The 20,183-nt window shown below is 39.9% G+C and carries 26 protein-coding genes and 3 pseudogenes; 27 read left to right on the top strand and 2 right to left on the bottom strand.

What is annotated here, in order from left to right:
* Positions 1 to 9: 9 nt before the first annotated feature.
* From G4D76_RS04045 to G4D76_RS03935, 23 genes and pseudogenes are all read left to right on the top strand, one after another.
* Positions 10 to 351, top strand: a complete 342-nt coding sequence (locus G4D76_RS04045; protein WP_213810619.1) for a hypothetical protein — start codon at positions 10 to 12, stop codon at positions 349 to 351.
* Positions 338 to 670: a hypothetical protein gene (locus G4D76_RS04040; RefSeq protein WP_213810618.1), complete on the top strand. Its 333-nt coding sequence runs from the start codon at positions 338 to 340 to the stop codon at positions 668 to 670. Before G4D76_RS04045 ends, G4D76_RS04040 begins: the two co-directional genes overlap by 14 nt.
* Positions 671 to 682: 12 nt before the next feature.
* Entirely contained in the window at positions 683 to 1,102 is a 420-nt protein-coding gene (locus tag G4D76_RS04035; protein WP_213810617.1) for a DUF1064 domain-containing protein, read from the top strand.
* Positions 1,102 to 1,335, top strand: a complete 234-nt coding sequence (locus G4D76_RS04030; RefSeq protein ID WP_213810616.1) for a hypothetical protein — start codon at positions 1,102 to 1,104, stop codon at positions 1,333 to 1,335. Before G4D76_RS04035 ends, G4D76_RS04030 begins: the two co-directional genes overlap by 1 nt.
* A 2-nt stretch (positions 1,336 to 1,337) precedes the next feature.
* Positions 1,338 to 1,760 carry a hypothetical protein gene (locus G4D76_RS04025; protein WP_213810615.1) on the top strand — a complete coding sequence of 141 codons (423 nt, stop codon included), beginning with the start codon at positions 1,338 to 1,340 and terminating at the stop codon, positions 1,758 to 1,760.
* A gap of 20 nt (positions 1,761 to 1,780) precedes the next feature.
* On the top strand, positions 1,781 to 2,224 hold the full coding sequence (locus G4D76_RS04020) for a hypothetical protein (protein WP_213810614.1): 444 nt from the start codon (positions 1,781 to 1,783) through the stop codon (positions 2,222 to 2,224).
* Between the two features lie 233 nt (positions 2,225 to 2,457).
* Positions 2,458 to 2,760 carry an HNH endonuclease gene (locus G4D76_RS04015; protein WP_213810613.1) on the top strand — a complete coding sequence of 101 codons (303 nt, stop codon included), beginning with the start codon at positions 2,458 to 2,460 and terminating at the stop codon, positions 2,758 to 2,760.
* Between the two features lie 162 nt (positions 2,761 to 2,922).
* Complete coding sequence (locus G4D76_RS04010) at positions 2,923 to 3,240, top strand: P27 family phage terminase small subunit (protein ID WP_213810612.1); 318 nt, start codon at positions 2,923 to 2,925, stop codon at positions 3,238 to 3,240.
* Positions 3,227 to 4,910: pseudogene (locus G4D76_RS04005) on the top strand (terminase large subunit). Before G4D76_RS04010 ends, G4D76_RS04005 begins: the two are co-directional and overlap by 14 nt.
* A gap of 15 nt (positions 4,911 to 4,925) precedes the next feature.
* Complete coding sequence (locus tag G4D76_RS04000; RefSeq protein ID WP_250130177.1) at positions 4,926 to 6,176, top strand: phage portal protein; 1,251 nt, start codon at positions 4,926 to 4,928, stop codon at positions 6,174 to 6,176.
* Positions 6,169 to 6,892, top strand: a pseudogene (locus tag G4D76_RS03995) (head maturation protease, ClpP-related). The gene G4D76_RS04000 and the pseudogene G4D76_RS03995 overlap by 8 nt, the downstream one beginning before the upstream one ends.
* 11 nt (positions 6,893 to 6,903) lie before the next feature.
* Positions 6,904 to 8,067 carry a phage major capsid protein gene (locus G4D76_RS03990; RefSeq protein ID WP_213810611.1) on the top strand — a complete coding sequence of 388 codons (1,164 nt, stop codon included), beginning with the start codon at positions 6,904 to 6,906 and terminating at the stop codon, positions 8,065 to 8,067.
* Positions 8,068 to 8,095: 28 nt separating this feature from the next.
* Positions 8,096 to 8,416, top strand: coding sequence for a head-tail connector protein (locus G4D76_RS03985; RefSeq protein ID WP_250130176.1), 321 nt, complete (start codon positions 8,096 to 8,098; stop codon positions 8,414 to 8,416).
* Positions 8,400 to 8,726: a head-tail adaptor protein gene (locus G4D76_RS03980; RefSeq protein ID WP_213810610.1), complete on the top strand. Its 327-nt coding sequence runs from the start codon at positions 8,400 to 8,402 to the stop codon at positions 8,724 to 8,726. Before G4D76_RS03985 ends, G4D76_RS03980 begins: the two co-directional genes overlap by 17 nt.
* A 115-nt stretch (positions 8,727 to 8,841) precedes the next feature.
* The gene (locus G4D76_RS03975) at positions 8,842 to 9,138 is read left to right on the top strand and encodes a hypothetical protein (RefSeq protein WP_213810609.1); all 297 of its coding nucleotides are present in this window, start codon (positions 8,842 to 8,844) and stop codon (positions 9,136 to 9,138) included.
* Between the two features lie 405 nt (positions 9,139 to 9,543).
* The gene (locus tag G4D76_RS03970) at positions 9,544 to 9,819 is read left to right on the top strand and encodes a major tail protein (protein WP_213810608.1); all 276 of its coding nucleotides are present in this window, start codon (positions 9,544 to 9,546) and stop codon (positions 9,817 to 9,819) included.
* Positions 9,809 to 10,162 (top strand): major tail protein, encoded by a 354-nt coding sequence (locus G4D76_RS03965; RefSeq protein WP_213810607.1) that lies wholly within the window; start codon positions 9,809 to 9,811, stop codon positions 10,160 to 10,162. Before G4D76_RS03970 ends, G4D76_RS03965 begins: the two co-directional genes overlap by 11 nt.
* 23 nt (positions 10,163 to 10,185) lie before the next feature.
* Positions 10,186 to 10,536 carry a hypothetical protein gene (locus tag G4D76_RS03960; protein ID WP_213810606.1) on the top strand — a complete coding sequence of 117 codons (351 nt, stop codon included), beginning with the start codon at positions 10,186 to 10,188 and terminating at the stop codon, positions 10,534 to 10,536.
* 40 nt (positions 10,537 to 10,576) lie between these two features.
* Positions 10,577 to 10,996 (top strand): phage tail assembly chaperone G, encoded by a 420-nt coding sequence (gene gpG / locus G4D76_RS03955; protein ID WP_213810605.1) that lies wholly within the window; start codon positions 10,577 to 10,579, stop codon positions 10,994 to 10,996.
* Between the two features lie 50 nt (positions 10,997 to 11,046).
* Positions 11,047 to 11,196, top strand: a complete 150-nt coding sequence (gpGT, locus tag G4D76_RS03950; protein ID WP_213811066.1) for a phage tail assembly chaperone GT — start codon at positions 11,047 to 11,049, stop codon at positions 11,194 to 11,196.
* Positions 11,197 to 11,244: 48 nt separating this feature from the next.
* The gene (locus G4D76_RS03945; RefSeq protein ID WP_213810604.1) at positions 11,245 to 15,282 is read left to right on the top strand and encodes a peptidoglycan DD-metalloendopeptidase family protein; all 4,038 of its coding nucleotides are present in this window, start codon (positions 11,245 to 11,247) and stop codon (positions 15,280 to 15,282) included.
* The gene (locus G4D76_RS03940) at positions 15,275 to 16,132 is read left to right on the top strand and encodes a phage tail family protein (RefSeq protein ID WP_213810603.1); all 858 of its coding nucleotides are present in this window, start codon (positions 15,275 to 15,277) and stop codon (positions 16,130 to 16,132) included. Before G4D76_RS03945 ends, G4D76_RS03940 begins: the two co-directional genes overlap by 8 nt.
* A gap of 11 nt (positions 16,133 to 16,143) precedes the next feature.
* Complete coding sequence (locus G4D76_RS03935; protein WP_213810602.1) at positions 16,144 to 16,395, top strand: hypothetical protein; 252 nt, start codon at positions 16,144 to 16,146, stop codon at positions 16,393 to 16,395.
* Here G4D76_RS03935 and G4D76_RS03930 read toward each other — a convergent pair.
* Positions 16,370 to 16,627 (bottom strand): hypothetical protein, encoded by a 258-nt coding sequence (locus tag G4D76_RS03930; protein WP_213810601.1) that lies wholly within the window; start codon positions 16,625 to 16,627, stop codon positions 16,370 to 16,372. The genes G4D76_RS03935 and G4D76_RS03930 overlap by 26 nt on opposite strands.
* Complete coding sequence (locus G4D76_RS03925; protein ID WP_213810600.1) at positions 16,614 to 17,228, bottom strand: hypothetical protein; 615 nt, start codon at positions 17,226 to 17,228, stop codon at positions 16,614 to 16,616. Before G4D76_RS03925 ends, G4D76_RS03930 begins: the two co-directional genes overlap by 14 nt.
* 98 nt (positions 17,229 to 17,326) lie before the next feature.
* Here G4D76_RS03925 and G4D76_RS03920 point away from each other — a divergent pair, with 98 nt between their 5' ends.
* The 4 genes and pseudogenes from G4D76_RS03920 to G4D76_RS16605 form a co-directional block, all read left to right on the top strand.
* Positions 17,327 to 18,295: a hypothetical protein gene (locus G4D76_RS03920; RefSeq protein WP_213810599.1), complete on the top strand. Its 969-nt coding sequence runs from the start codon at positions 17,327 to 17,329 to the stop codon at positions 18,293 to 18,295.
* 74 nt (positions 18,296 to 18,369) lie between these two features.
* Entirely contained in the window at positions 18,370 to 19,365 is a 996-nt protein-coding gene (locus tag G4D76_RS03915; RefSeq protein WP_213810598.1) for a hypothetical protein, read from the top strand.
* Positions 19,366 to 19,398: 33 nt separating this feature from the next.
* The gene (locus G4D76_RS03910; RefSeq protein ID WP_213810597.1) at positions 19,399 to 19,881 is read left to right on the top strand and encodes a hypothetical protein; all 483 of its coding nucleotides are present in this window, start codon (positions 19,399 to 19,401) and stop codon (positions 19,879 to 19,881) included.
* Positions 19,788 to 20,183, top strand: a pseudogene (locus G4D76_RS16605) (phage tail protein); the annotation flags it as partial. The gene G4D76_RS03910 and the pseudogene G4D76_RS16605, both read left to right, overlap by 94 nt.

The raw sequence follows: 20,183 nt of genomic DNA, 5'->3' as shown, positions 1-20,183 counted from the left end.
GCTATGCCAATGAATTACACACTAATATTAATTGGATTCTTAGTTGGGATGTTGCTAGGCGTATTAATCACGAAACGCATATGTGATAAACATTTAAAAGAAATGCAAAAAAAAGATGAAGACTTCGCAGAGTGGAAGCAACGCAGGCACAAGAAATTCATTGCGGAACTCGATGAGATAGATAGAGTGTATGACGAACAGCAGAAACGGAATGACATGAATAGATATTCCGTCATTCCTAACACAGTCAATCCGAGAGTATTCACGAATAAGCAAGGTCATAAAATAGGTGTATACAGTCCCGCTGAGACTGACAGAATCTTAAGGAGTGAACGCAATGAAAATAATTAAAAGTATAAAAGAGAAGTTCAATAAAAACGAGACAGTAATTCCTTTATCGTACAAACCGGGTGACGCTATACCTGGTTATCCTAAACCGAGTTACGGATGGTTCAGACACGCTGAACCGGAGCTATCACATTTAACGGATGATGAAATAGAGAAACTGCTGAAAGAGAATAGCGATTCAATTCAAGAGGACTACATCAAAGCTGAGGCTTGGGATAAGCTAGTCGAGAAATTAAATCAGAATATCGTCAACGCGGAAGCTGAACATATGCTGATGGAGATGCAACGCGTATATGTGGAAGTCGAGAAAGATTACAAATAAGGAGTGACATCGTTGTCTAAATATAATGCAAAGAAAGTAACTGTTAATGGCATACTGTTTGATTCCAAACAGGAAGCGGAATATTACGAGCTGCTCTTAAAGAAACAAGAACTCGGCATCGTTAAAGAAATAGAAGTGCAACCAGTTTTAAACCTATCTCCGGCATTTGAGTACTTTGGGAAGAAGCGCAGGAGAACAGATTATAAACTCGATTTCCGCATCGTATACTCGGACAGCGTGGAAGTTTATGTAGATATCAAGGGAATGGCGACAGAAACAGCCAAGATTAAGCGCAAGTGGGCTGAATCGACTTATCCTACCAAACATATCATATGGCTCTGCAAGAGTATCAAATGGGGCGATAAAACAGGTTGGATAGAATACGATGATTTGGTTAAGAAACGAGCGGCAGCTAAAAGGGGTGCGAAGTAATGGATTTTATACATTTAATTGCAATAACTAAGGAAGATGACAAACCGCAAAAGCTAACGCTGCCTTTAGAATTCGCTGCAAATCTTAATGAACAATTCAAAAAATTTCCGGGTGGTGTACCAATTGTCACTGAAGAAAGAACAATAACCGTTAAAGCATTGATTATAGCAACTAAATCTTTTTGGGAAGAACCATTTATATTAATACCTAATACTGAACTGGAGGACAAATAATTATGACTACTGAAAACAAAATGAGAAACATTCGCACATCGGAAAAGCTTATCGTAAAAACATTCGGAGTGGACCACGACAAAGTGTTATTCAATACATTCAACATCACAGATAAGCATTTAACATTCAGCTTGGAATGGACAAACACCGGCAACATCATGCAAGCCACGATTACAAAGGATGCAGTGAAACCGAAGTTCACATTGTCTTATGAAGATAATGAATTCGTCCAGGACCAGCTCAAGTGTTTATTCTATATGAAAGATGAATTGTTCACGGAAGACGAGGATAAAGTAAACGATGAGATATTCGAGGACCAGGAGTATGATCCGGCTCGGGGATATGTAGAGAAGAGTAATGAGCGGCAGGTCGAAGTAGAATTTGAACAGGAAGCAGCTGCAGAGGATTCCAATACTGAACAGTAAAGCATAAGGGAGTGTAGCATGTGTACTTTATAAACGACATCAGGCAAATCATAAACGATTACCATTGGAAGAAGCGGCTCATTCAATCCCAAGTCTATGAGATGGATAGTACATCGACTGCACAGTATGGTATCGACTCTGCGATGCCGAAAGGCCAGGGGCAAACCGGAGATAAGATATCAACAATGATTATCCGCAATGAGAATCAGCAGCGGAAGATTGAGTCGCTGATAAAAGAAGTATCGTTTATCGACGAACATGAGCATTGTATAAACAGTGATAAGAACTTCCATATACTGCAGCTGCTAAAGCAAGGCGAGAGCAAGCAGAGGATTAAGGTGCTGTTGAATATGAGTAATGGCAATCTATATAAACGAATAGACCAGATCATTATCATATTGTTCAACTCTCAACCTGAAGCGAAAGAGAAGGATAAGAAGGATTGGAAAGAAAAGAACAATTAGAAACATTGGAAGGTATGACAACAAATACTAATTACATATCCATTCGGTTTATAATGTGTATGTAATCAAGATACAAAGGACTCGGGCAATCGCTCGGGTTCTTTTTTATTGTCTAAGGAGTTGGTGTTCATGGTTCATGTATCGAATAGTAATCGATGGCACAGCTTGAAGGGAAGTGATCAGCTATGTTGATGAGGGTAGCTGTATCTTGATGGTCATAGAGGTGACTGAACATGGCGAGACATACACAAGAGTACGATTGGTTCTATCAAAAGAAAGCTTGGAAGCTCACGAGAGCTAGAGCATTGGCAAGAGATAATTATCTTTGTCGAATGTGCAGTGATCATGGAGAAATAAAAGCAGCACAACTTGTACATCATATTATTTATGTTGAAGAAGATATTCAAAAAGCATTGCAGCTGGATAACCTCTTATCTCTTTGTCATTCCTGTCACAATAATATTCATAAAGATGATGAGAAACGAAAGAAGAAAAAGAAAAAAGTAAATCGAAATGTCCGCGTGATAAAAATTTAATACCCCCCTGCCACTGTTTGAGAAAACGCAAGCAAAAAATAGCGGCGTCCATTCCTTCGCTCCGCGCGTGGGAAGATTTTTACCCAAAGGGGGGGTAAACTTTTAAAACTAAATATTAAAATCGTAGGCTTTATTTTATTTATATCGGTAGGAGGTGAGTACATGAGTGTTCCAACTAAGAAAAAACTAATTGGGTTTTTAGGAGATAATTATACGCAGTCTGATGACCAACTAATCGATTTGTATATTGATAATCACAAGATTTATCGACGTATGAAAATCGAATTGACTAAAGGTGAATTGATGATGCCGTATACCAATAAAGCCGGGGCCACGAATTACATTAAAAATCCCTTGCTCATTGAAATTCCTAAATATACAACGACACTCAATCATCTCCTCAAATCCCTCGGTTTGACAGCTGCGCAACGCAGGGCAGTTATAGAAGAGAAAGAAGACGACGGATTTGATACTTTCTAAACCGTCTAAAAAATTACTCACCACAGAATACGCGCAGCAAGTTGTAGATGGGAAAATCATTGCCGGTGAGTATGTAATAAAAGAGTGTCAAAGACATTTAGATTTTTTGGCTCGTGATGATCATGATTGGGTGTTTGACGAAACATTAGCCTACCGCCCTATAGATTTTATCGAGCGATTCTGTGAGCCAACAAAAGGAGACTTTGACCAGCTGGTAATGCAAGGGTGGCAACATTTTGTATTAGGTAGTTTATATGGTTGGGTCCATAAAGAAACGAGATTAAGGCGCTTTAAAGAGGGCCTTATTTTTGTTGCAAGAAAAAACGGTAAATCAACATTGGTCTCTGGACAAAGTATTTTCGGTGCATCTAAAGATGGAGAACGTGGTGCTGACGTCATCTTACTTGCAAACAGTATGAAGCAGGTTAAACGTACGATCTTTGATGAAACGAAGAAGATGATTAAAAAGTCTAAAGCATTATCGACACGCTTTAGACCGCTCCGTGATGTCATATATTTTGATAAAACAGATTCCAGTATTGAACCACAAGCGAGTGATTCAGAAAAATTAGATGGATTAAATACTCACTTAGGGATATTTGATGAAATTCACGAGTTTAAAGATTACAAATTAATATCTGTTATAAAAAACTCTAGGCAAGCCAGAAAACAACCGTTGCTCGAATATATCACTACTGCGGGTGCACAGTTGGATGGTCCGCTCGTAAAAATGGTTGAGCAAGGCAAAGATGTTCTGGATGGTCTTTTTGACGATGAACGCACATTCTATTTTCTTGCTTCTCTAGATGATGACGATGATATTAACGATTCTAAAAACTGGATTAAAGCGAATCCGAATTTAGGCATCAGTATTGATTTAGAAGAAATGGAAGAAGATTGGCGCTTAGCTAAACGGGACCCGGAAGAACGAGCGGACTTTATAACGAAGCGATTAAATATATTGCCAATAACTCTGAAATGGCTTTCCTGGACCTTAAAACAATTCAAAAGAATAGTAAGATTATTGATTTTTCGACTCTCAGAGGAAAAACCGGCGTCGGTGGCTATGACCTGAGTAACACTGAAGACTTTACAGCCGCGAATATAGAATTCCCGTTGGAAGATGGTTCGATTGCGGTGCTATCACATACTTGGGTTCCAGAAGAGAAAACCAAATTCGATAACGAAAAGATTCCATTTAAAGCCTGGGAAGAATCAGGTCACTTGACCATCGTCCCTGGAGTTCACATCGATCATGAACTTGTGATGGAATGGTTTGAAGAGATGGCCGAAAAATACAATATAGAGGTTGTCGCTTATGACCCGGCTAATGCATATAGACTCAATATCGATATGAAAAATAAAGGATTTAAAACTCAAGTTGTACGACAAGGCGCAATTACATTAAGCCCAGTACTAAAAGATATTAAGACGATGTTCCGCGAGGGTCAGGTCATTCACATAACCCGGTATTAAACTGGTATTTCAAAAACGTAAGGCTGGTTAAAGATCGTAATGGAAACTTACTCCCGTCAAAACAAAACCGATACCGAAAGATAGACGGATTTGCAGCGCTGCTTAATAGTCACGCGCATACGATTGATAAGTTGGTTACACCAAAAGGCAACGGCAACATGAGCGTTGTATCTCTTGATGATTTAATGGGCTAGAAAGGCGGTGAGAAAGTGAAATGGTGGCAAAAATTAGAAAGTAGATTAGGGAGTACCGCGTACAATGCGCCTAAACAGCAAGCAACGGTGACCCCGTCAAGTGATTTATCTGTCTTTGAAAATCGTATGTTTTGGGATGTTGAGAATGACGGACTAGCTAATAATGAAACAATATTTAGCGCTGTAACAAGATTGGCCAGTACGATGTCATCTTTACCAATGAAGCTGTATCAAAATTATGAGTCAATAAATAACGATGTAGCAGATTTGCTGACCACGCGGCCGAATAATTATATGACTCCATATAACTTTATCAATTTAATCGAAACGACACGTAACGAAAAAGGGAATGCTTATGTATTTATTGAACGTGATATTTACGGACAGGCACAGCAGTTACACGTCTTAAACTCTGACATCGTTACTTTAGCGATGGATTCAGACCAAAGAGACCTGTATTACATCATTAAAGGCAAAAAGAATAAAAAGATGATTGTGCATCAGATGGAGATACTGCACTTTAAACATATTCACAGCGTATCAAGTCTGACAGGTATTTCTCCGGTAACAGTATTAAAAGGCACAGTGGATTTTGATGTGTCTGTCCGAGAATTCAATATTAAAGAAATGAGTACACCAGACAGCTTTAAAATTGAATATGGAGCATCTATTACTGATGAAAAGAAAGCTGAAATTGTAGAAAACTTTAAAGCGTTCTACAGAAATAATGCCGGTATCCTCTTTGAAGATGATGGTATTAAAATTAATCGATTGGAAAGAAAGTACGTCAGCGAAGATCTAATTAAATCAGAAAACATTACACGCTCCAGGGTGGCCAACGTATTCCAATTACCGTTGGCTTTTTTACATGGAGAAAATGCAATGAGTTTTTCAAAAACTGAGGATTTAAACAGATTCTATCTGCAGCACACAATCATGCCGATCTGTAAACAATACGAAGAAGAATTAAACAAAAAGCTACTCACTCGGCAGGACCGTAAAAACGGAATGTATTTCAAGTTTAATGTACATGCGTTACTCCGGGGCGATGCTTCCACACAAGCAGAAGTGTACTTCAAGAAAGTACGTAGCGGCATTAATACAATCAATGAAATACGAGCACTGGAAGACCTGCCGCCTGTTGAAGGCGGAGATATTGCAATGATCAGTGGAGATTTATATCCAATTGATACACCAATTTCAGAACGAAGAGGATTGTCTGCGAAGGGAGGTGGAACCAGTGACGAAGGAGCAAACGATGGATAAAAACAAATACTTTAAAATGCAGCAAAAAGGCATAGTTGGTGAAATTATTATACGGCGATATTGTATCGTATCAATGGGATGACACAGATGTGTCTGCAACGAGCTTTAAAGACGGACTCGACACATTAGGAGACGTGAATCAGCTCGATGTTTACATTAATTCGGGTGGCGGTTCAGTGTTTGAAGGTATCGCAATCTACAACATGTTGAAACGACATAAAGCAAAAGTGAATATTTATGTAGATGCTTTAGCTGCATCAATCGCAAGTGTCATCGCAATGTCGGGTGATACTATTTTTATGCCGAAAAACAGCATGATGATGATTCACAATGCATGGACATATTCGGTTGGTAATGCCGATGAATTAAGAAAATCCGCAGATGATTTAGATCGTATCAACGAGTCATCAAACCAAGCTTACCGTGAAAGAAATTTAACTATTTCTGAAGATGAACTTCAGTCATTGCTCGATGCTGAAACGTGGTTAAGCGCTGATGAATGTCTGCAGTACGGATTATGTGATGAAGTCATTCAATCCAATGAAGCAGTGGCACAAGTGTCTAAAGACATGTTTAAAACGTATCAAAAAGCACCTGAAACTATCGAAAACATGGTTGAAACACCTCAAAAAGCAACGATTTCCGATGAAGAACGAAAGAGAATTCAAGATTATCTGCAGACGGTAGATACCAAACTGCAAAATATAAATTTATAGGAGTGTTAAATATGCCAACGATTTATGAAATGAAAGAAAACAGAAACAATATTGGTCAGCAGCTTAAAAAAGAAAAGAATGAACTGTACCAAATGTCTAATGATACAAGTGTGTCTATGGAAGATATTAAAGCGAAAAAAGATCGTATCGGAGACATTGAACAACGTTTCGATATTGTTTCAGAACAATTAAATGAGGCTGAGAAGAACCAAAAGGCTCAAGCTCAAAAAATGCAATCGGATTTCTCACGTTTGGACGATGAAGGAAAAGTTGTCAAAGCGAAAGCGGAAGTTTACCGACACATGCTTGCACCAAATGAATATTCTAAGCCGTCAACTGAGGCACTTCAGTTACTACACGCAATCCCTGCAGGCAATGAATCAGGCGGAGACGAACTTCTCGCTACAAACATGATTAAAGAAGTTATTACAGCACCTACAGTGACGAATAAACTTAGAGAACTTTCGCCTGTAACTAATATTAAAGGTCTGGAATTACCAAGAATCATGTTCACAATTGATGATGATGATTTCATTACTGACTTAGAAACTGCGAAAGAAGTTAAAGCGAAAGGTGATTCCGTTTCTTTCAATCGTTTCAAATCTAAGTTGAAAGTTGAAGTATCTGACACTGTCATTCATGGTTCTGACATCGATTTAGTTTCTTACATCGAGAACGGTCTGAAATCGGCAGCTGCTGCGAAAGAGAAACGCGTTGCATTTACAAAAACTCCTAAAGTTGGCGAAGAGCACATGTCATTCTACCAAACAGGAGCTATTACAGAAGTAACTGGTGTAGATATTTATAACGCTGTAGTTAATGCACTCGCTGATCTGCACGAAGATTATCGCGAACAAGCTTCAATCGTTATGAGATATTCAGACTTCATCAAAGTGACGTCAGCACTTTCGAACGGTACAACTAACTTCTTTGATGCACCACCTGAACGAATCTGGGGCAAACCAGTCAAATTCATGGACGGCGCAGTGGATCCTGTAGTTGGTCACTTTGCATATTTCCGCCTGAACTATGATGGTTCAACGTACGATACTGATAAAGATGTAGACAAAGGTATTTACAAGTTCGTATTAACTGCATGGTACGACCAAAAACGTACATTAGACTCTGCGTTCCGTATTGCTAAAGTAGCTCCTGAAGTTCCAGAGGGCGTTTAATTTAGCTGAAAAGGAGTAGGTGATACGAATGGCTACTGAAGACACTAATATCCCTATGGAGGAGCTTAAACGGTTCCTCCGTGAGGATGGGAAATTCAACGAACCTACAATACTGCTGTTATGGGAAAGTGCAAAATCGGAATTGAAATTATCAGGTGTTCCTGATTATGAAGATACTGATGACGAATATCCTTTGTATAAAATCTGTTTATTTTTGGTAGTCTCCAGGGACTATGAAAAAAGAGCATTAGAAAACAATGAGCTGCAGGCACTTGAAAAGAACATTCTACGAATTAGGAAATTCACTACTCACGAAAAAGAGGTGAATCCTGATGAGACGATCGCTTAATAACAGAGCGAAGTTTTTTGAAGAGGGTTCTAGCGGTCCCGAAGCACATGGCGAGACATATACAGAAGTATACGAATGCTATTGCGAGGATTACGAACCATCGACGAAGGATTACACGGTAATGACAGCTCCAGCAGGTAAGAAAACAGTAACGATTATCATTCGTGACAATTACAAAGAATTTAAACCGGATTACAATCATTTATTTGAATTGCAGTCCGGTTATTTTAGTGGCACGAAATTCAACATTGTAAACGTATCTCCTGATAACAGTATATCGCCGCAGATAAAGATTGTAGGTGAAGCCTAATGTTCAAATTTGAATTAGAAGGTGTCGAACAAACTTTCAGGACCTAGAGAACTTATTCAGTGCCAAATCGCTGATAGAAATCAAAGATAATGCGCTTAAAGAAGGCGCAGAGTTTATGAAGGGTAAGCTACATGCTGCGCAGTTACTGACAAAGGACAGCGGAACGATGGCAAGTGAATTAACGTTCAGTGAACCGCGTTGGGATGGCACGGAGCGTGTCATATCTATTCACTGGAAAGGCGATAACGAACGATACAGAGTGGTTCATCTTGTCGAAAATGGTTTCTATGCCAAAGATGGGAGCTTCGTCAAACCGGCAGCTTATGGACAAATCGAGAACGTACTTGCATCCAACAGAGCAGCATATATTGAAGTTGTTAAAAATTCTATCGCCCGACAGATTGGAGCATAGCTTATGGACATACTCAATCATATATCACATTACTCAAGGACGACCCCTTCATGCATAAGCATGTTGAGGGTCGTTTTATGTATAACGAAATGCCAGATGTTAAAGACATACAAAAACTTACGTCGCAATTAATCCAATCGTAAATGGAGCGCCCGTAGATTATGCGGACGGAAAGCGTATTGCTGACGCCAAATCTGCGCGTGTGGACATCTTATTAAAAGTTCGTGATGGAATGTCTGAAAATCCGCGAACGTTGACCAACGACATTATGGAGCGTATTGCAGATATTTTGGACGACAACAATTACAGACAAACCGCAACTTTTTCTCCCGAGTACGACAAAGAACACAAGCTATATCGCGAATCAAGAAGTTTCGAAATTAACTACTATAGGAGTGATTATTGATGGTAATTGAAAATAAAGCGAAGACACCGAAAGCATATATTAACGTTACAGAATTAGGGTTTGCACTGATTGAGAGTGAAGAGAGTGGTGTAATCACTTACGGTACACCGATTCAAACCCGTGGACTTAAAACAGTTGGTTTACCAGCTGGCGGCGACATTACTGTTGCCTGGGCAGACGGCTCACCGATTGAATCTGCAGTAGGTGATGGTGAACCGACACTTACACTCGGTTTGCATGAATTATCTCCATTAGAAAGAAGAAATGATTTTTAATCATACCTTCGATTCGGAAGGGATTGTAGAAGAAAATTGGGGCCATCAACCGCGCCCTGTTGCAGTATGGTTCAAGTCTGAAAGACTGGATGGCACATACCGATGGACAGGCTTTAAGAAAGTATTGTTTGCTCCGCCTGAAGAAGAACGTGCAGCTAAGGAAGGCACAATCGAATTTGGAGATAAATCAATTGAAGGGCGCATTATGAAGGCGGAAGGTTCTGAAGCTAAGAAAGTAATGGCCGATTCTAAGAAGGTGGGAGACTCTGGAACATTCAGTGATGATGCGTTTTTCACTAAATTACTCGGAGATTCTTACACGCCTGCACCTGAGGGCGTGTAAAGTAAAATAAAGGAGAATGCTGAATGAGAATTAAAGATATGAATGTTGAGGAATTGAAGTCATTCGTTGAAAGAAACAACCTCACAGTTGAGGGAACTGGTAAAAATGGTTCAATTATTCGTCCGGATTTAGAGAAAGCTATCGAAATTGCTGGATTGTCAGAGAATGATGTTTCTGAATCTGAATCAATAGAAGAACAGTATGTTGTATTAAAACCTTTCAAAGATTTAAAAGACGACAATTATATTTACGAAAAAGCTGGCGAAGATTATCCACGTAATAATAAACAAGCTGATCCAGAACGCGTGAAAGAATTACTATCTAAAGAAAACAAGCGTAAAGAGCCAGTTATTAAGATCAAGGATAGAGAGTAGGGGATTCCCTGCTCTTTTTTATTATAAAGGAGAATGCTAAATGGCGAATAAACTAAAAAGAAACTATATCCAACTCGTAGAGAAAGTAAACGATAAAGGCGAGCCTGAATTCGAAACCTACTTAACACCGCATTTTATTTCTGCATCTGTATGGTATGAATCTATTGATACGTTAGATCAAATTCAAACAATGGAAGATGATTTAAAAGCTGAATATAAAGCTGCTGAAGAAGCAGATGAGCCTGTAGAACTGAAGAGTAGTTCAACACTTATGAAAGAGCAAATTGAAATGTTGATGGATACAGTAGTTAAAATCTATGGTAAACAATTTACGAAAAAAGATTTGAAAGCTAAGATGCATGCGCCAAATATGATTGAAGACTTACGTGAGCAGCTCGAGTTTATCGCTTCTGGTCAACAAGACGAAGCTACAAAAAAGTTCGTGGAGAGCAAATCCTAAGAACCGAAGATTTCTCTTGGCGAAAACAGCGTGAGAGTTTCGATGAATTATTGAAAGACGGTATGAAAGAAGGCAAGGACATCAACGATTTGTTGAATATGCCGATGGCATACATGATTTCGATTATTAACGAAAACAATACAAATATGACAAACGAAGAAGAAGAGAGGGCGCTCGATAGCTTTCTTAACTCCATTTAGCACTCTTTTGAGTGCTTTTTTATTTGCGTATTGGAAAGGGGGTAAGATATGTCAGGCGATAGAATACAAGGCCTTAGTATTGGCATGGGCATGGATTCAGCAGACATTAGTCGTTCGATGTCTGAAATAAAACGTTCGATGCGCGGGTTAAACTCTGAAGCGAAAGTCACCAGCAACAACTTTAAGTTCGGTAAAAAAGATACAGACTCATATAAGAAAGCAATTGACCAATTAACAGGAACGACCGAAAAACAACGCAAAAATGTAGAAGAATTGGGTAAACGCTATGCACAAACTGTCGAAGAGCAAGGGGCCTCATCTAAAGCAGCACAAAACCTTGCTACTGAATACAATAAGCAAGCTGACAATCTAAACCGATTAGAAAATGAACTCGGCGGAATGCAGAATGAACTTGCTAAATTAACTGAAGAACAACGCATTGCGGAAAGTCAGTGGACCAAAACTGGTGACGCTATGGAGAAACATGGTGGTCGACTTGAGAAAGCAGGCGGCGGGGTCCAAAAAGTTGGTGGTATATTTACAGCGATGAGTGCTGCGGTTGTTGGCGGTATCGCTGGTTTAACCGGTGGATTATTTGCACTAACGAACAAAGCTACCGAAGCAGCAGATGCTATCGCAAAAGGCTCTGAACGTATGGGAATATCCACAGATTTTTATCAAGAAATGGACTTCTGGGCAAGTCAAAACGGTTTAAGTCAAGATAACTTGGAGAAGGCTGTTGGTCGTTTAAATCAGCGTATGGGTATGGCACTTGACGGTAATGAAAAATATTCGACTGCTTTAGAACGCTTAGGCGTTGACTTAGAAGGTGTTCGAGATGGCACGATATCAACGGAAGACGCGATGGCTCAATCGATTCAGTCTTTATCCGAAATGGAGAATGAACATGAGAAAGCAGCGCTTGCAACTGAAATGTTTGGTACAAAACTCTCGAGGGAGTTACTACCGGCTCTAAATGACGGATCACTGTCCATTGAAGATGCTAAAGACAAAGCTCAAGAGCTTGGACTAGTCATGAGTGAAGACCAGTTACACGCAGCAGAAGCATTTCAAGATGCACAAGATCAGATTAAACGTGCATTGGGTGCAGTGGCAACTCAAATCGGATTAGACCTGATGCCACAGTTCCAAAAAATGCTCGACTGGATACTGGAGAGAATGCCGCAAATCCGTGAGACTATATCAAATGTATTTGATAGTGTGGTCGATAAAGTCAAAGGTGTTGTCAATTGGTGGAACGGTTTGAGCGATACAATGAAAAAAATCTTCCCTGTTATCGGTGGATTGGCACTGGCTTTTGGACCGGTATTATTAATTGTCGGTAAAGTTATGTCTGCAGTCGGTGGGCTTATGATTGGTCTAGCTCCAGTAATGAAATCTATTGCTACGGCAGGTGGACTACTTAAATGGTTAACACCATTGTTCGCAGCACTAACATCTCCAGTTACATTAACTGTAGCAGCGATAGTTGCTTTGGGCGCCGGATTCGTCCTCGCTTATAAAAAGTCTGAAACCTTCAGGAATTTCATAGGTGGATTGGGTGAACGATTCCAAATAGCCTGGGAAAAAGTAAAATTGTTCGGAGATAATGTAAAAACTGCCTTCGATGGCATCTTTGCGATTTTTAAAGGCGATGAAGAAGGCGGCATTAATTTACTGCAGTCACTCGGATTAAGTGAGGATAAGATCACACTCATCACTTCTGTTATTGATAGCATTAAAGAAAAATTCACCATAATGAAAGATGGCATTAATAATGCGCTTGGCCAGGTGAAAGAATTCTTTATTAATCAGTTCAATAGCCTTAAAGATTGGTGGGATACTGACGGCGCTTTAATTTTTTCTGCCATACAGACAGTCGCGGAAAATGTGTTCGACAGTATAAAGTGGGCTGCAGATATCGGGCTAACGTTCGTACAAAATTTATTTGAAAAATTCGCTCCGATAGTCGAAGGAATATGGAATTTATTATGGCCAACAATGCTTTATCTCATAGAAAATGTTTGGGAGAAAATAAAACTTGCCATTGGAATTACGATGGATTTAATTCAGGGCATTATATCGGGAGTTTCAGCCTTAATTGAAGGAGACTGGTCCCGATTCGGGGAAATTCTTAAGGAAACTGCACTATCGATTAAAGATAGAGTGACAGAGTTCTTTGGAAATTTGAGAGATAATGCGCTTGATTTATTTAATAAATTAACTGGCGGTGCCCTTGGTAAATTTACAGAACTCAAAGATGGTGCTGTTCAACGCGTGACTGACATGTTCAATTCCGTGACCGGCTGGTTTAGTGACTTATGGTCCAACACAACTCAGAAAGCAACAGATATTAAAGACGGTGTGGTTAGCGGATTTAACAGTATGAAAGATGACTCCGTCGCAAGAACAAAAGAAATGTTTAATTCTGTTACTGGTTGGTTTGGAAATTTATGGACAGATACGACATCTAAAGTAACCGGAATTAAAGATGATACAGTTGGTTTATTTATCGATATGAAGGACGGCGCGATAGAAGGTGTGCAGAAACTCTATAACGGCGCTTCGGGATTATTTGATGATGTTAAAGACTATGCTAAGGATACATTCCAGAACATGGTAGACGGCGCGAAAGAACTGCCAGGGAAACTCGGAGATGCCATTAAAAACGGTGCATCGAAAGCTGTAGACGGTGTTAAATCTTTAGGTAATAAAATGACTGATAAACTAGGTTCAGTCGTTAACGGCGTTATCGGTGGTCTGAACAGTATTACCGGAAAGATTGGCATTGATACAAAAATAGGCCTGTGGGATGTCCCAACATTCTCCACTGGTACAGGACAAGGGTCGCCATCTGGTAAGCTTACTAAGAACGGCAAGATTGCGATGGATACACTAGCCACTGTGGGGGATAAAGGTAAGGGCAACGGCTCTGGAACACGTGAACTCGTTCACTATCCAAATGGTAAAGTTGGCTTGTACGATAACGATGCAACGATCTTCGCTCCAAAAGGTACGACGATATTCAGCAACCAGGAAACCGAAGCACTGCTTGGTCAAATTCCTAAATTCTCTGAAGGTACTGGATTATGGGCGAGCATTAAAAACATCGCAAGCAAAGCTGTCGATTACATTACCAATCCTAAAAAGATATTCGATGATTTAATTAGTGCGGTCGGAGAAAACTTCGGCGATATGACAGGATTCGCAGGTAACTTCATTAAAGGTGCCTGGAATATGATTAAAGACGGCATGTTTGGTTGGATTAAAGATAAGTTTTCTGAAGCAACTGTGGGTAAATCGCAGAAGTGGATGGACTACAAGATGACCACACCTTACAGCCCTAACGCACCAGTGCCTGGTTATCCGACATCATTTAACGGTGGACGACATTACGGGATTGACTACGGCACACCAACAGGTGTGAATATTACAGCGCCTATGGCCGGTACAATCACTCGAATGAACGACCAGGGCGGCGGTAACGTGGCCCGACTCGATGCAGCAGGTAATGCAGCGCAGTACTTCATGCACATGTCATCAGTTAAAACTGGTAAGGTCGGCATTGGTGATTCCGTAGGTAAATCAGGTAACACTGGTAAATGGACGACTGGTGCACACGTGCACTGGCAGCACGAAGATCCGTCTGCAAGCTACGTCCAAAACAGAAACACGAAGAATCCATTAAGCATGATTAAAGGACATCTCAAAGGCGGTCAGATACTCTCTGATGGTCTATTCAATCTGCATAAAGGCGAGTACGTGATTAATCCGAATGAGCCGACTGAAGCAATGAAATTACTTGCGATTGTTGGTAAAAAGTTAGCAGGCAAGAGTAAGCAGACGAAAGAACTACCGAATGTTCCTCGAGGGAATGATAATGAAACGGTCGAAGCACTAAAACAGATTATTGCGAATCAACAAGAGCAAATCAAACAAAACACAGAGTTAATTAAAATTGCGCTAGGTATTGAGGACAAAACAGGTATTACAGAAAACCAAATCGGCAGAACAAACGATCGTTACAACGACCGCCATTCATCTAAGCATAGCGTGAAAACAGGGAGGTTTAATTACAATGTTTAAAATTTATGATTTGAATTACAAAGAAGTTAACTTTCCTGTGGATGATTTAGGGTTTGGCTTGAAGTCGTTAGACATCAACGTTGGTCCAATAATTTATGAAAATATCTATACAAGTTCTAGTCGTGCTGATCAGCTTGTCAAACGCTATCCAAAAGACAGAGATGTTAGCATTAACGCTATGTTCACAGCTTACAATACTGTGGACTGGCGTTTAAAACGTGATAGGGTGTACAGCTTTTTCCGTAACCTAGGTGTGTTCTACATTGCGGAAAGTTATCAACCTTATAAGTTGTTAAAAGTCATCGTAGATGAAAGTTACGAAGTTGATAGACCTGTCATTCGTTGGGGGATGCTTGAAATCCCTCTTAAAATTATCGACACACCTTTCAAACAATCCCTACACACAACATTGGACATCGACCGTGAAGGTGTAAGCTGGAACGATAAGTGGGCGTACGGTATGGGATTAAGCAGCGATCGTGAACAGTGGAAGTATTCGTTTGGACCAAGTGATACAAGTTCCTCTGTTCACAAGTTCCGACTCTACAACGCAGGTACTGAAGAAATTAAACTGATTCAGCAGAAAGAAAGTGTGATTACGCTTGTTGCGTTATCCGCAGCATCGTCGATAGAAATATTTGACGGTAAAAAAACTTTTCGTATTGACCGACCGTTTAAGATTGGAGACCGTCTTACGCTTAAAGGTCATCAAATCAGAGTGAACAATGCAAATGTGCTTCATCATACGAACCGAACATTCTTAACGGTTAAAAAAGGATGGAATGAATGGCAGATAAAAGGGATTACAAACTTTGAGTTCGATGTCGATTTTAGATTTTTATATGACTAGGAGGGATGACAGTGAAAGTGTTTAAGGTAACAGCGGACAATGCGACTTACGATGAATATATTTCAGTAGTCATCGTTGCAGAATCGAAAGAAAGAGCATTTGATATTGTTACAAATGAAAGTCAACCATACAATTCAATGAGAAATCGCACTGAACAGTATGATGTAACTTTTATTTTTGAAGAACATCAAATGCCTTTATATATTGAAGAAATTTCATTAGAAAAAGAGAGTATTGTTACCTCTGAATATCACGGCGGATAGGACTCAAATGTTTAAAAATAGTGTTTTTAGAATCATAAAAATTCGTTGCTTTTATATAGTGATAATCAGGGTTGTAAGAAATATCTATATCAAAATGTTTGCGTAGAGTTATTAAAACTTCATATGCTATTTGTCTAATTGCAGCATGCAAAGAAAATCGAATAGGAAACCAGAGTTCTTTTTTATCTTCTGTAGGCTGATAGATATCAGAAAGAACATCAATGTAATTCACTACTAATATTTTCAGCTAATTGATATAAATTATAGGGCGGTTGATCATCAATATGCGCACCGCCAGATTTATTCGCAAAATATTCGATAATGTTTCTACGTGTCACTTTTATTCTATTCACACTTCCAAAGTTAAATCTCGTAAGTTTTTTAGCTACTTCTGGATTTAAGAGAAAAACTGGTTGCTCGTTATAAAACTGATGATAGTTTAACCAAGTGACTTCTCCAGACTTCATAAATGGAGAGTTTAGTTTAGGGATGAAAATATTAATTCTCCCTTGCACTTCACCATCTTGGAATAATATTTTCTCACATGGCTCGATAAGTCCTACTAAATAATCGATGTCAGAGTAATCTCTCAAATATTCACTTGTACTATGGTAATTGATGTCAATACGTTTACCTAGAAGTTCCAATAAAGAATCTGAGTATTTGGTTTGATGCAATATTACACGAAGAGAAACAGCTAGAGGGTAGACAAAAACCATATCTCCCTCATCTATTTTTCTGGTGTAGTGAAAAATTAAATCAACATGCTTTTTCAATTCTTCCAAATAGTCATCATTTTCACGTTTGTAAAATCTTTGATTATTGTTAGTCATAAAATACCACCTCATAAAAATTATAGCATTTTAAATCTTTGAAGACTGAGAGCTGTTGCTCTTGGTCTTTTTTAATACAGAAAAGGAGTGATCAAATAATGATAGGTAATTTCAGAAGTCCTTTTGATGATACAGCATTAAATAAACTTAACTTAATCTCTAACTTTGTAGACCAATTTGACGGCACTCGCCTTTATGAAGTGTCATACAACTTATTTAACAAAGAGACTGTCGGCAATGGGAGCGTCGATGGCGACACCGGGGACATCAATGACGACGGATTCAGACATGCGGTCATCGAGGTCAAACCCAATACACCGTACGTCATGACATCAAAAGGCAGGGGCGCACTGCTGACGGCGACGGGTGAGCATGTTCAGAAAATCCTCTCGTCGACGACATCATTCGTCACGCCGTCGAATGTCCATCTGTATAAAGTGACACTCGGTTCCGCACAAATTGACACTTTTATGATCCATGAGGGAACGGTGCTAAAACCGTATAAACCATGGGGCGTAGAGCCTTCCCCGTTGCTGTTCGACCAGGACTTTTTGGATGAAGTGAATGATGCCCGGGAGTATTTCGAGAACGTGGATGCACTGGGACTGAATTATGGCAAGGATTTCCCGTTGAAATCCGTCGCACTCGGCAGCACTACACAAGAACCGATCGCACAGCGCGTCAAAAACATCGTGCTGGATGCAAAGGTGTACGGTGCAAAGACGGGGTATTACTACCGGGTGGATTTTGTGGCGAATGGCTTCGTCACCAGCGGTAAAGCGCGATACGGCATCAATGTGCGGGAGATTCCGGTCGGTTCAGCTACCGGCCCGTATATTTTCAAATACGACGATGATGCGAGCCCTGAGAATCACCAGAATGCGAATGTGCAGAAGTTATCGGACGGAATCGACACCATCATTGCGGATGGCGGCGACATCATTGTCAGTGTCACCGTAGACCGGGCTGCGATTTCCGAGTCGAGCAATCCAACGTTTTTAAACCTCAACAGTGGGGCAGGAAGCAGCCCAACTGCCGTCATTGATCCGGTCAATCATTTTTTTTAAGACGCAAACGAAAGGAGATTGATGATGATGTAATATTCTTTGATAGACAAAGTGAACAAGGATTTACTGCACACTTGGGTGATGCAACAATCACGTTCGGCGAACTCGGCATAAACAAAATTACACATCCCGTTAAGCTAACAAACGATAAAGGTACGACAAGCATCCGAACGGATTGGAACAGTCCTTACATCGCAGGCGCAATCATCGACGGTGTAGAATCGGGTAATCATGCTGCAGTCAGCGGTAACCACGGTACGAGCGGCGGTGATGGCTTTGCCACTGCGAATACAAGGAGTACAGAAGTTAAAGTAGATGATCGATTAATTAGTAATAGTTATAGTGGACTAGCGAAGAAAATAGAAGTGACTATCGTCAACGAAGTGACCTTAAAAGAAAATATCAATTTAACAAATGGCGTAAGAAATAGCGTTGACTTTATTGAGACGACTGTATATGTGATTGAGCATAACCACATGCGTATCAAAGATGTGTCGTTAGAAGCACTCACGCCGATGTATATCACGACTTACATGGGACCTCAGTTCACGCGAGAGTACAACGATAAAATGTACTTCACTTACGACGAAGTTCAATCTCTCGTATATACAAATACTGGTACTCGAATCAATAGTGGTACTAAGTCCGAAAGTCCAAATATGACACGTGCCACAATGATGAATGATAACAAAGAGCTTCTTCACGTATATGTAGATAAGGATTATGGCATCGGTTATGACCACATCGGGGATAACGGAGTGCCGGCATATATGAGAGAGAATTACGCTAAGTTTTATTACCACCTAATAAAAGTTGGGCAGACTTTATCATTTAATGCAGGAGACATTAACAGCTATCGCGGCGGTTATATATTCTCTAAAGATTCTGGTGAAAATGCCTATGTCACGCGTTTTGTCGAAGAGGGCGTAAAGAAAGCATTTATTGACTTTAAATCAGTAGCAACAGAAAACATAGAATACTCTTCCATAGAAGAAAGTCAGAACGTTACTGGAAACGGCACTTCATTAACGGCATCGACTAATAACGCTTATGCGAAGGTTGTGATTTGATGCTCACAGTTACAGATTTAGAAGGAAAAGAGTATGCTGCAGATGCACAAGTGCCGAGAACTAGAATTATCGGAGAGCGAGAAATATCACTCTTTTTTACACTCAGATATTAACGATGAGTTTTTGTCAGAGATTGAAACAGGCTGGACCGCTGAATTCCAAGGCGATGAATATTGGTTATATAATCCGCGTGAAGATAAACACGGCAATAAAAGTTTTGAAGGCTTGCTCGACTTTGTCAGACAGGGGAATAAAATATGGCACATTGATGATGCAGAAAACAAATCGATGACAATACAAAATTCAATCGGCCCGCTGATTGATGCTATGCCTAACTACACATTAAATATCATTGATAACTTTTATGCCAACACAATGAGCTATTCTAACCGCCAGACGACAACTGAGCGGTTTTATATTTCATTGGTCGGCATGATGCGGAGTTTGATATTCCAATCGGAAGCAAAACAATTCGAGTCGTCAATAAAGTCGGGACGTATCGCGATGATCTGTTAATTCATGAAGATGATAATCTGATTGATTTTCAACTGGATACCCAGAGCGCTTCTTTTTGTACGACTGTAACGGGTTACTACGATTTTGATGATGAGGGCATACCACGCAAGCATAAAACATTTAGAAGTGATTTAGCAGATAAATATGGAGACATTCCCGGTGAACCCATTTTAGACGACAGATACAATGATGAGGACTCAGTATATGAGGCAGCGAAGAAAAGGCAAGAAGCATCGTTTAATATTTCATTCACTATATCCTCTGAGCTATTCGAAGCTCCAGTCAATCCTGGTGACTACGTT

The organism is Jeotgalicoccus sp. WY2, from assembly GCF_018437745.1.
Classification (GTDB): domain Bacteria; phylum Bacillota; class Bacilli; order Staphylococcales; family Salinicoccaceae; genus Jeotgalicoccus; species Jeotgalicoccus psychrophilus.
The sequence above is the reverse complement of the archived record's forward strand: the minus strand, read 5'-3'. Positions and strand labels throughout refer to the sequence as shown.

Bases quoted from the DNA above. Each gene is read 5' to 3' on its own strand.
- G4D76_RS03980 (WP_213810610.1), top strand. From the start codon at position 8,400: ATGAGACGATCGCTTAATAACAGAGCGAAGTTTTTTGAAGAGGGTTCT.
- G4D76_RS03945 (WP_213810604.1), top strand. From the start codon at position 11,245: ATGTCAGGCGATAGAATACAAGGCCTTAGTATTGGCATGGGCATGGAT.
- G4D76_RS03965 (WP_213810607.1), top strand. From the start codon at position 9,809: ATGATTTTTAATCATACCTTCGATTCGGAAGGGATTGTAGAAGAAAAT.
- G4D76_RS04025 (WP_213810615.1), top strand. From the start codon at position 1,338: ATGACTACTGAAAACAAAATGAGAAACATTCGCACATCGGAAAAGCTT.
- G4D76_RS03925 (WP_213810600.1), bottom strand. From the start codon at position 17,228: ATGACTAACAATAATCAAAGATTTTACAAACGTGAAAATGATGACTAT.
- G4D76_RS04015 (WP_213810613.1), top strand. From the start codon at position 2,458: ATGGCGAGACATACACAAGAGTACGATTGGTTCTATCAAAAGAAAGCT.
- G4D76_RS03990 (WP_213810611.1), top strand. From the start codon at position 6,904: ATGCCAACGATTTATGAAATGAAAGAAAACAGAAACAATATTGGTCAG.
- G4D76_RS03920 (WP_213810599.1), top strand. From the start codon at position 17,327: ATGATAGGTAATTTCAGAAGTCCTTTTGATGATACAGCATTAAATAAA.
- G4D76_RS03975 (WP_213810609.1), top strand. From the start codon at position 8,842: ATGAAGGGTAAGCTACATGCTGCGCAGTTACTGACAAAGGACAGCGGA.
- G4D76_RS03910 (WP_213810597.1), top strand. From the start codon at position 19,399: ATGCTGCAGATGCACAAGTGCCGAGAACTAGAATTATCGGAGAGCGAG.
- G4D76_RS04045 (WP_213810619.1), top strand. From the start codon at position 10: ATGAATTACACACTAATATTAATTGGATTCTTAGTTGGGATGTTGCTA.
- G4D76_RS04040 (WP_213810618.1), top strand. From the start codon at position 338: ATGAAAATAATTAAAAGTATAAAAGAGAAGTTCAATAAAAACGAGACA.
- gpG (WP_213810605.1), top strand. From the start codon at position 10,577: ATGGCGAATAAACTAAAAAGAAACTATATCCAACTCGTAGAGAAAGTA.
- G4D76_RS04010 (WP_213810612.1), top strand. From the start codon at position 2,923: ATGAGTGTTCCAACTAAGAAAAAACTAATTGGGTTTTTAGGAGATAAT.
- G4D76_RS03970 (WP_213810608.1), top strand. From the start codon at position 9,544: ATGGTAATTGAAAATAAAGCGAAGACACCGAAAGCATATATTAACGTT.
- G4D76_RS03985 (WP_250130176.1), top strand. From the start codon at position 8,096: ATGGCTACTGAAGACACTAATATCCCTATGGAGGAGCTTAAACGGTTC.
- G4D76_RS04030 (WP_213810616.1), top strand. From the start codon at position 1,102: ATGGATTTTATACATTTAATTGCAATAACTAAGGAAGATGACAAACCG.
- G4D76_RS03940 (WP_213810603.1), top strand. From the start codon at position 15,275: ATGTTTAAAATTTATGATTTGAATTACAAAGAAGTTAACTTTCCTGTG.
- G4D76_RS03960 (WP_213810606.1), top strand. From the start codon at position 10,186: ATGAGAATTAAAGATATGAATGTTGAGGAATTGAAGTCATTCGTTGAA.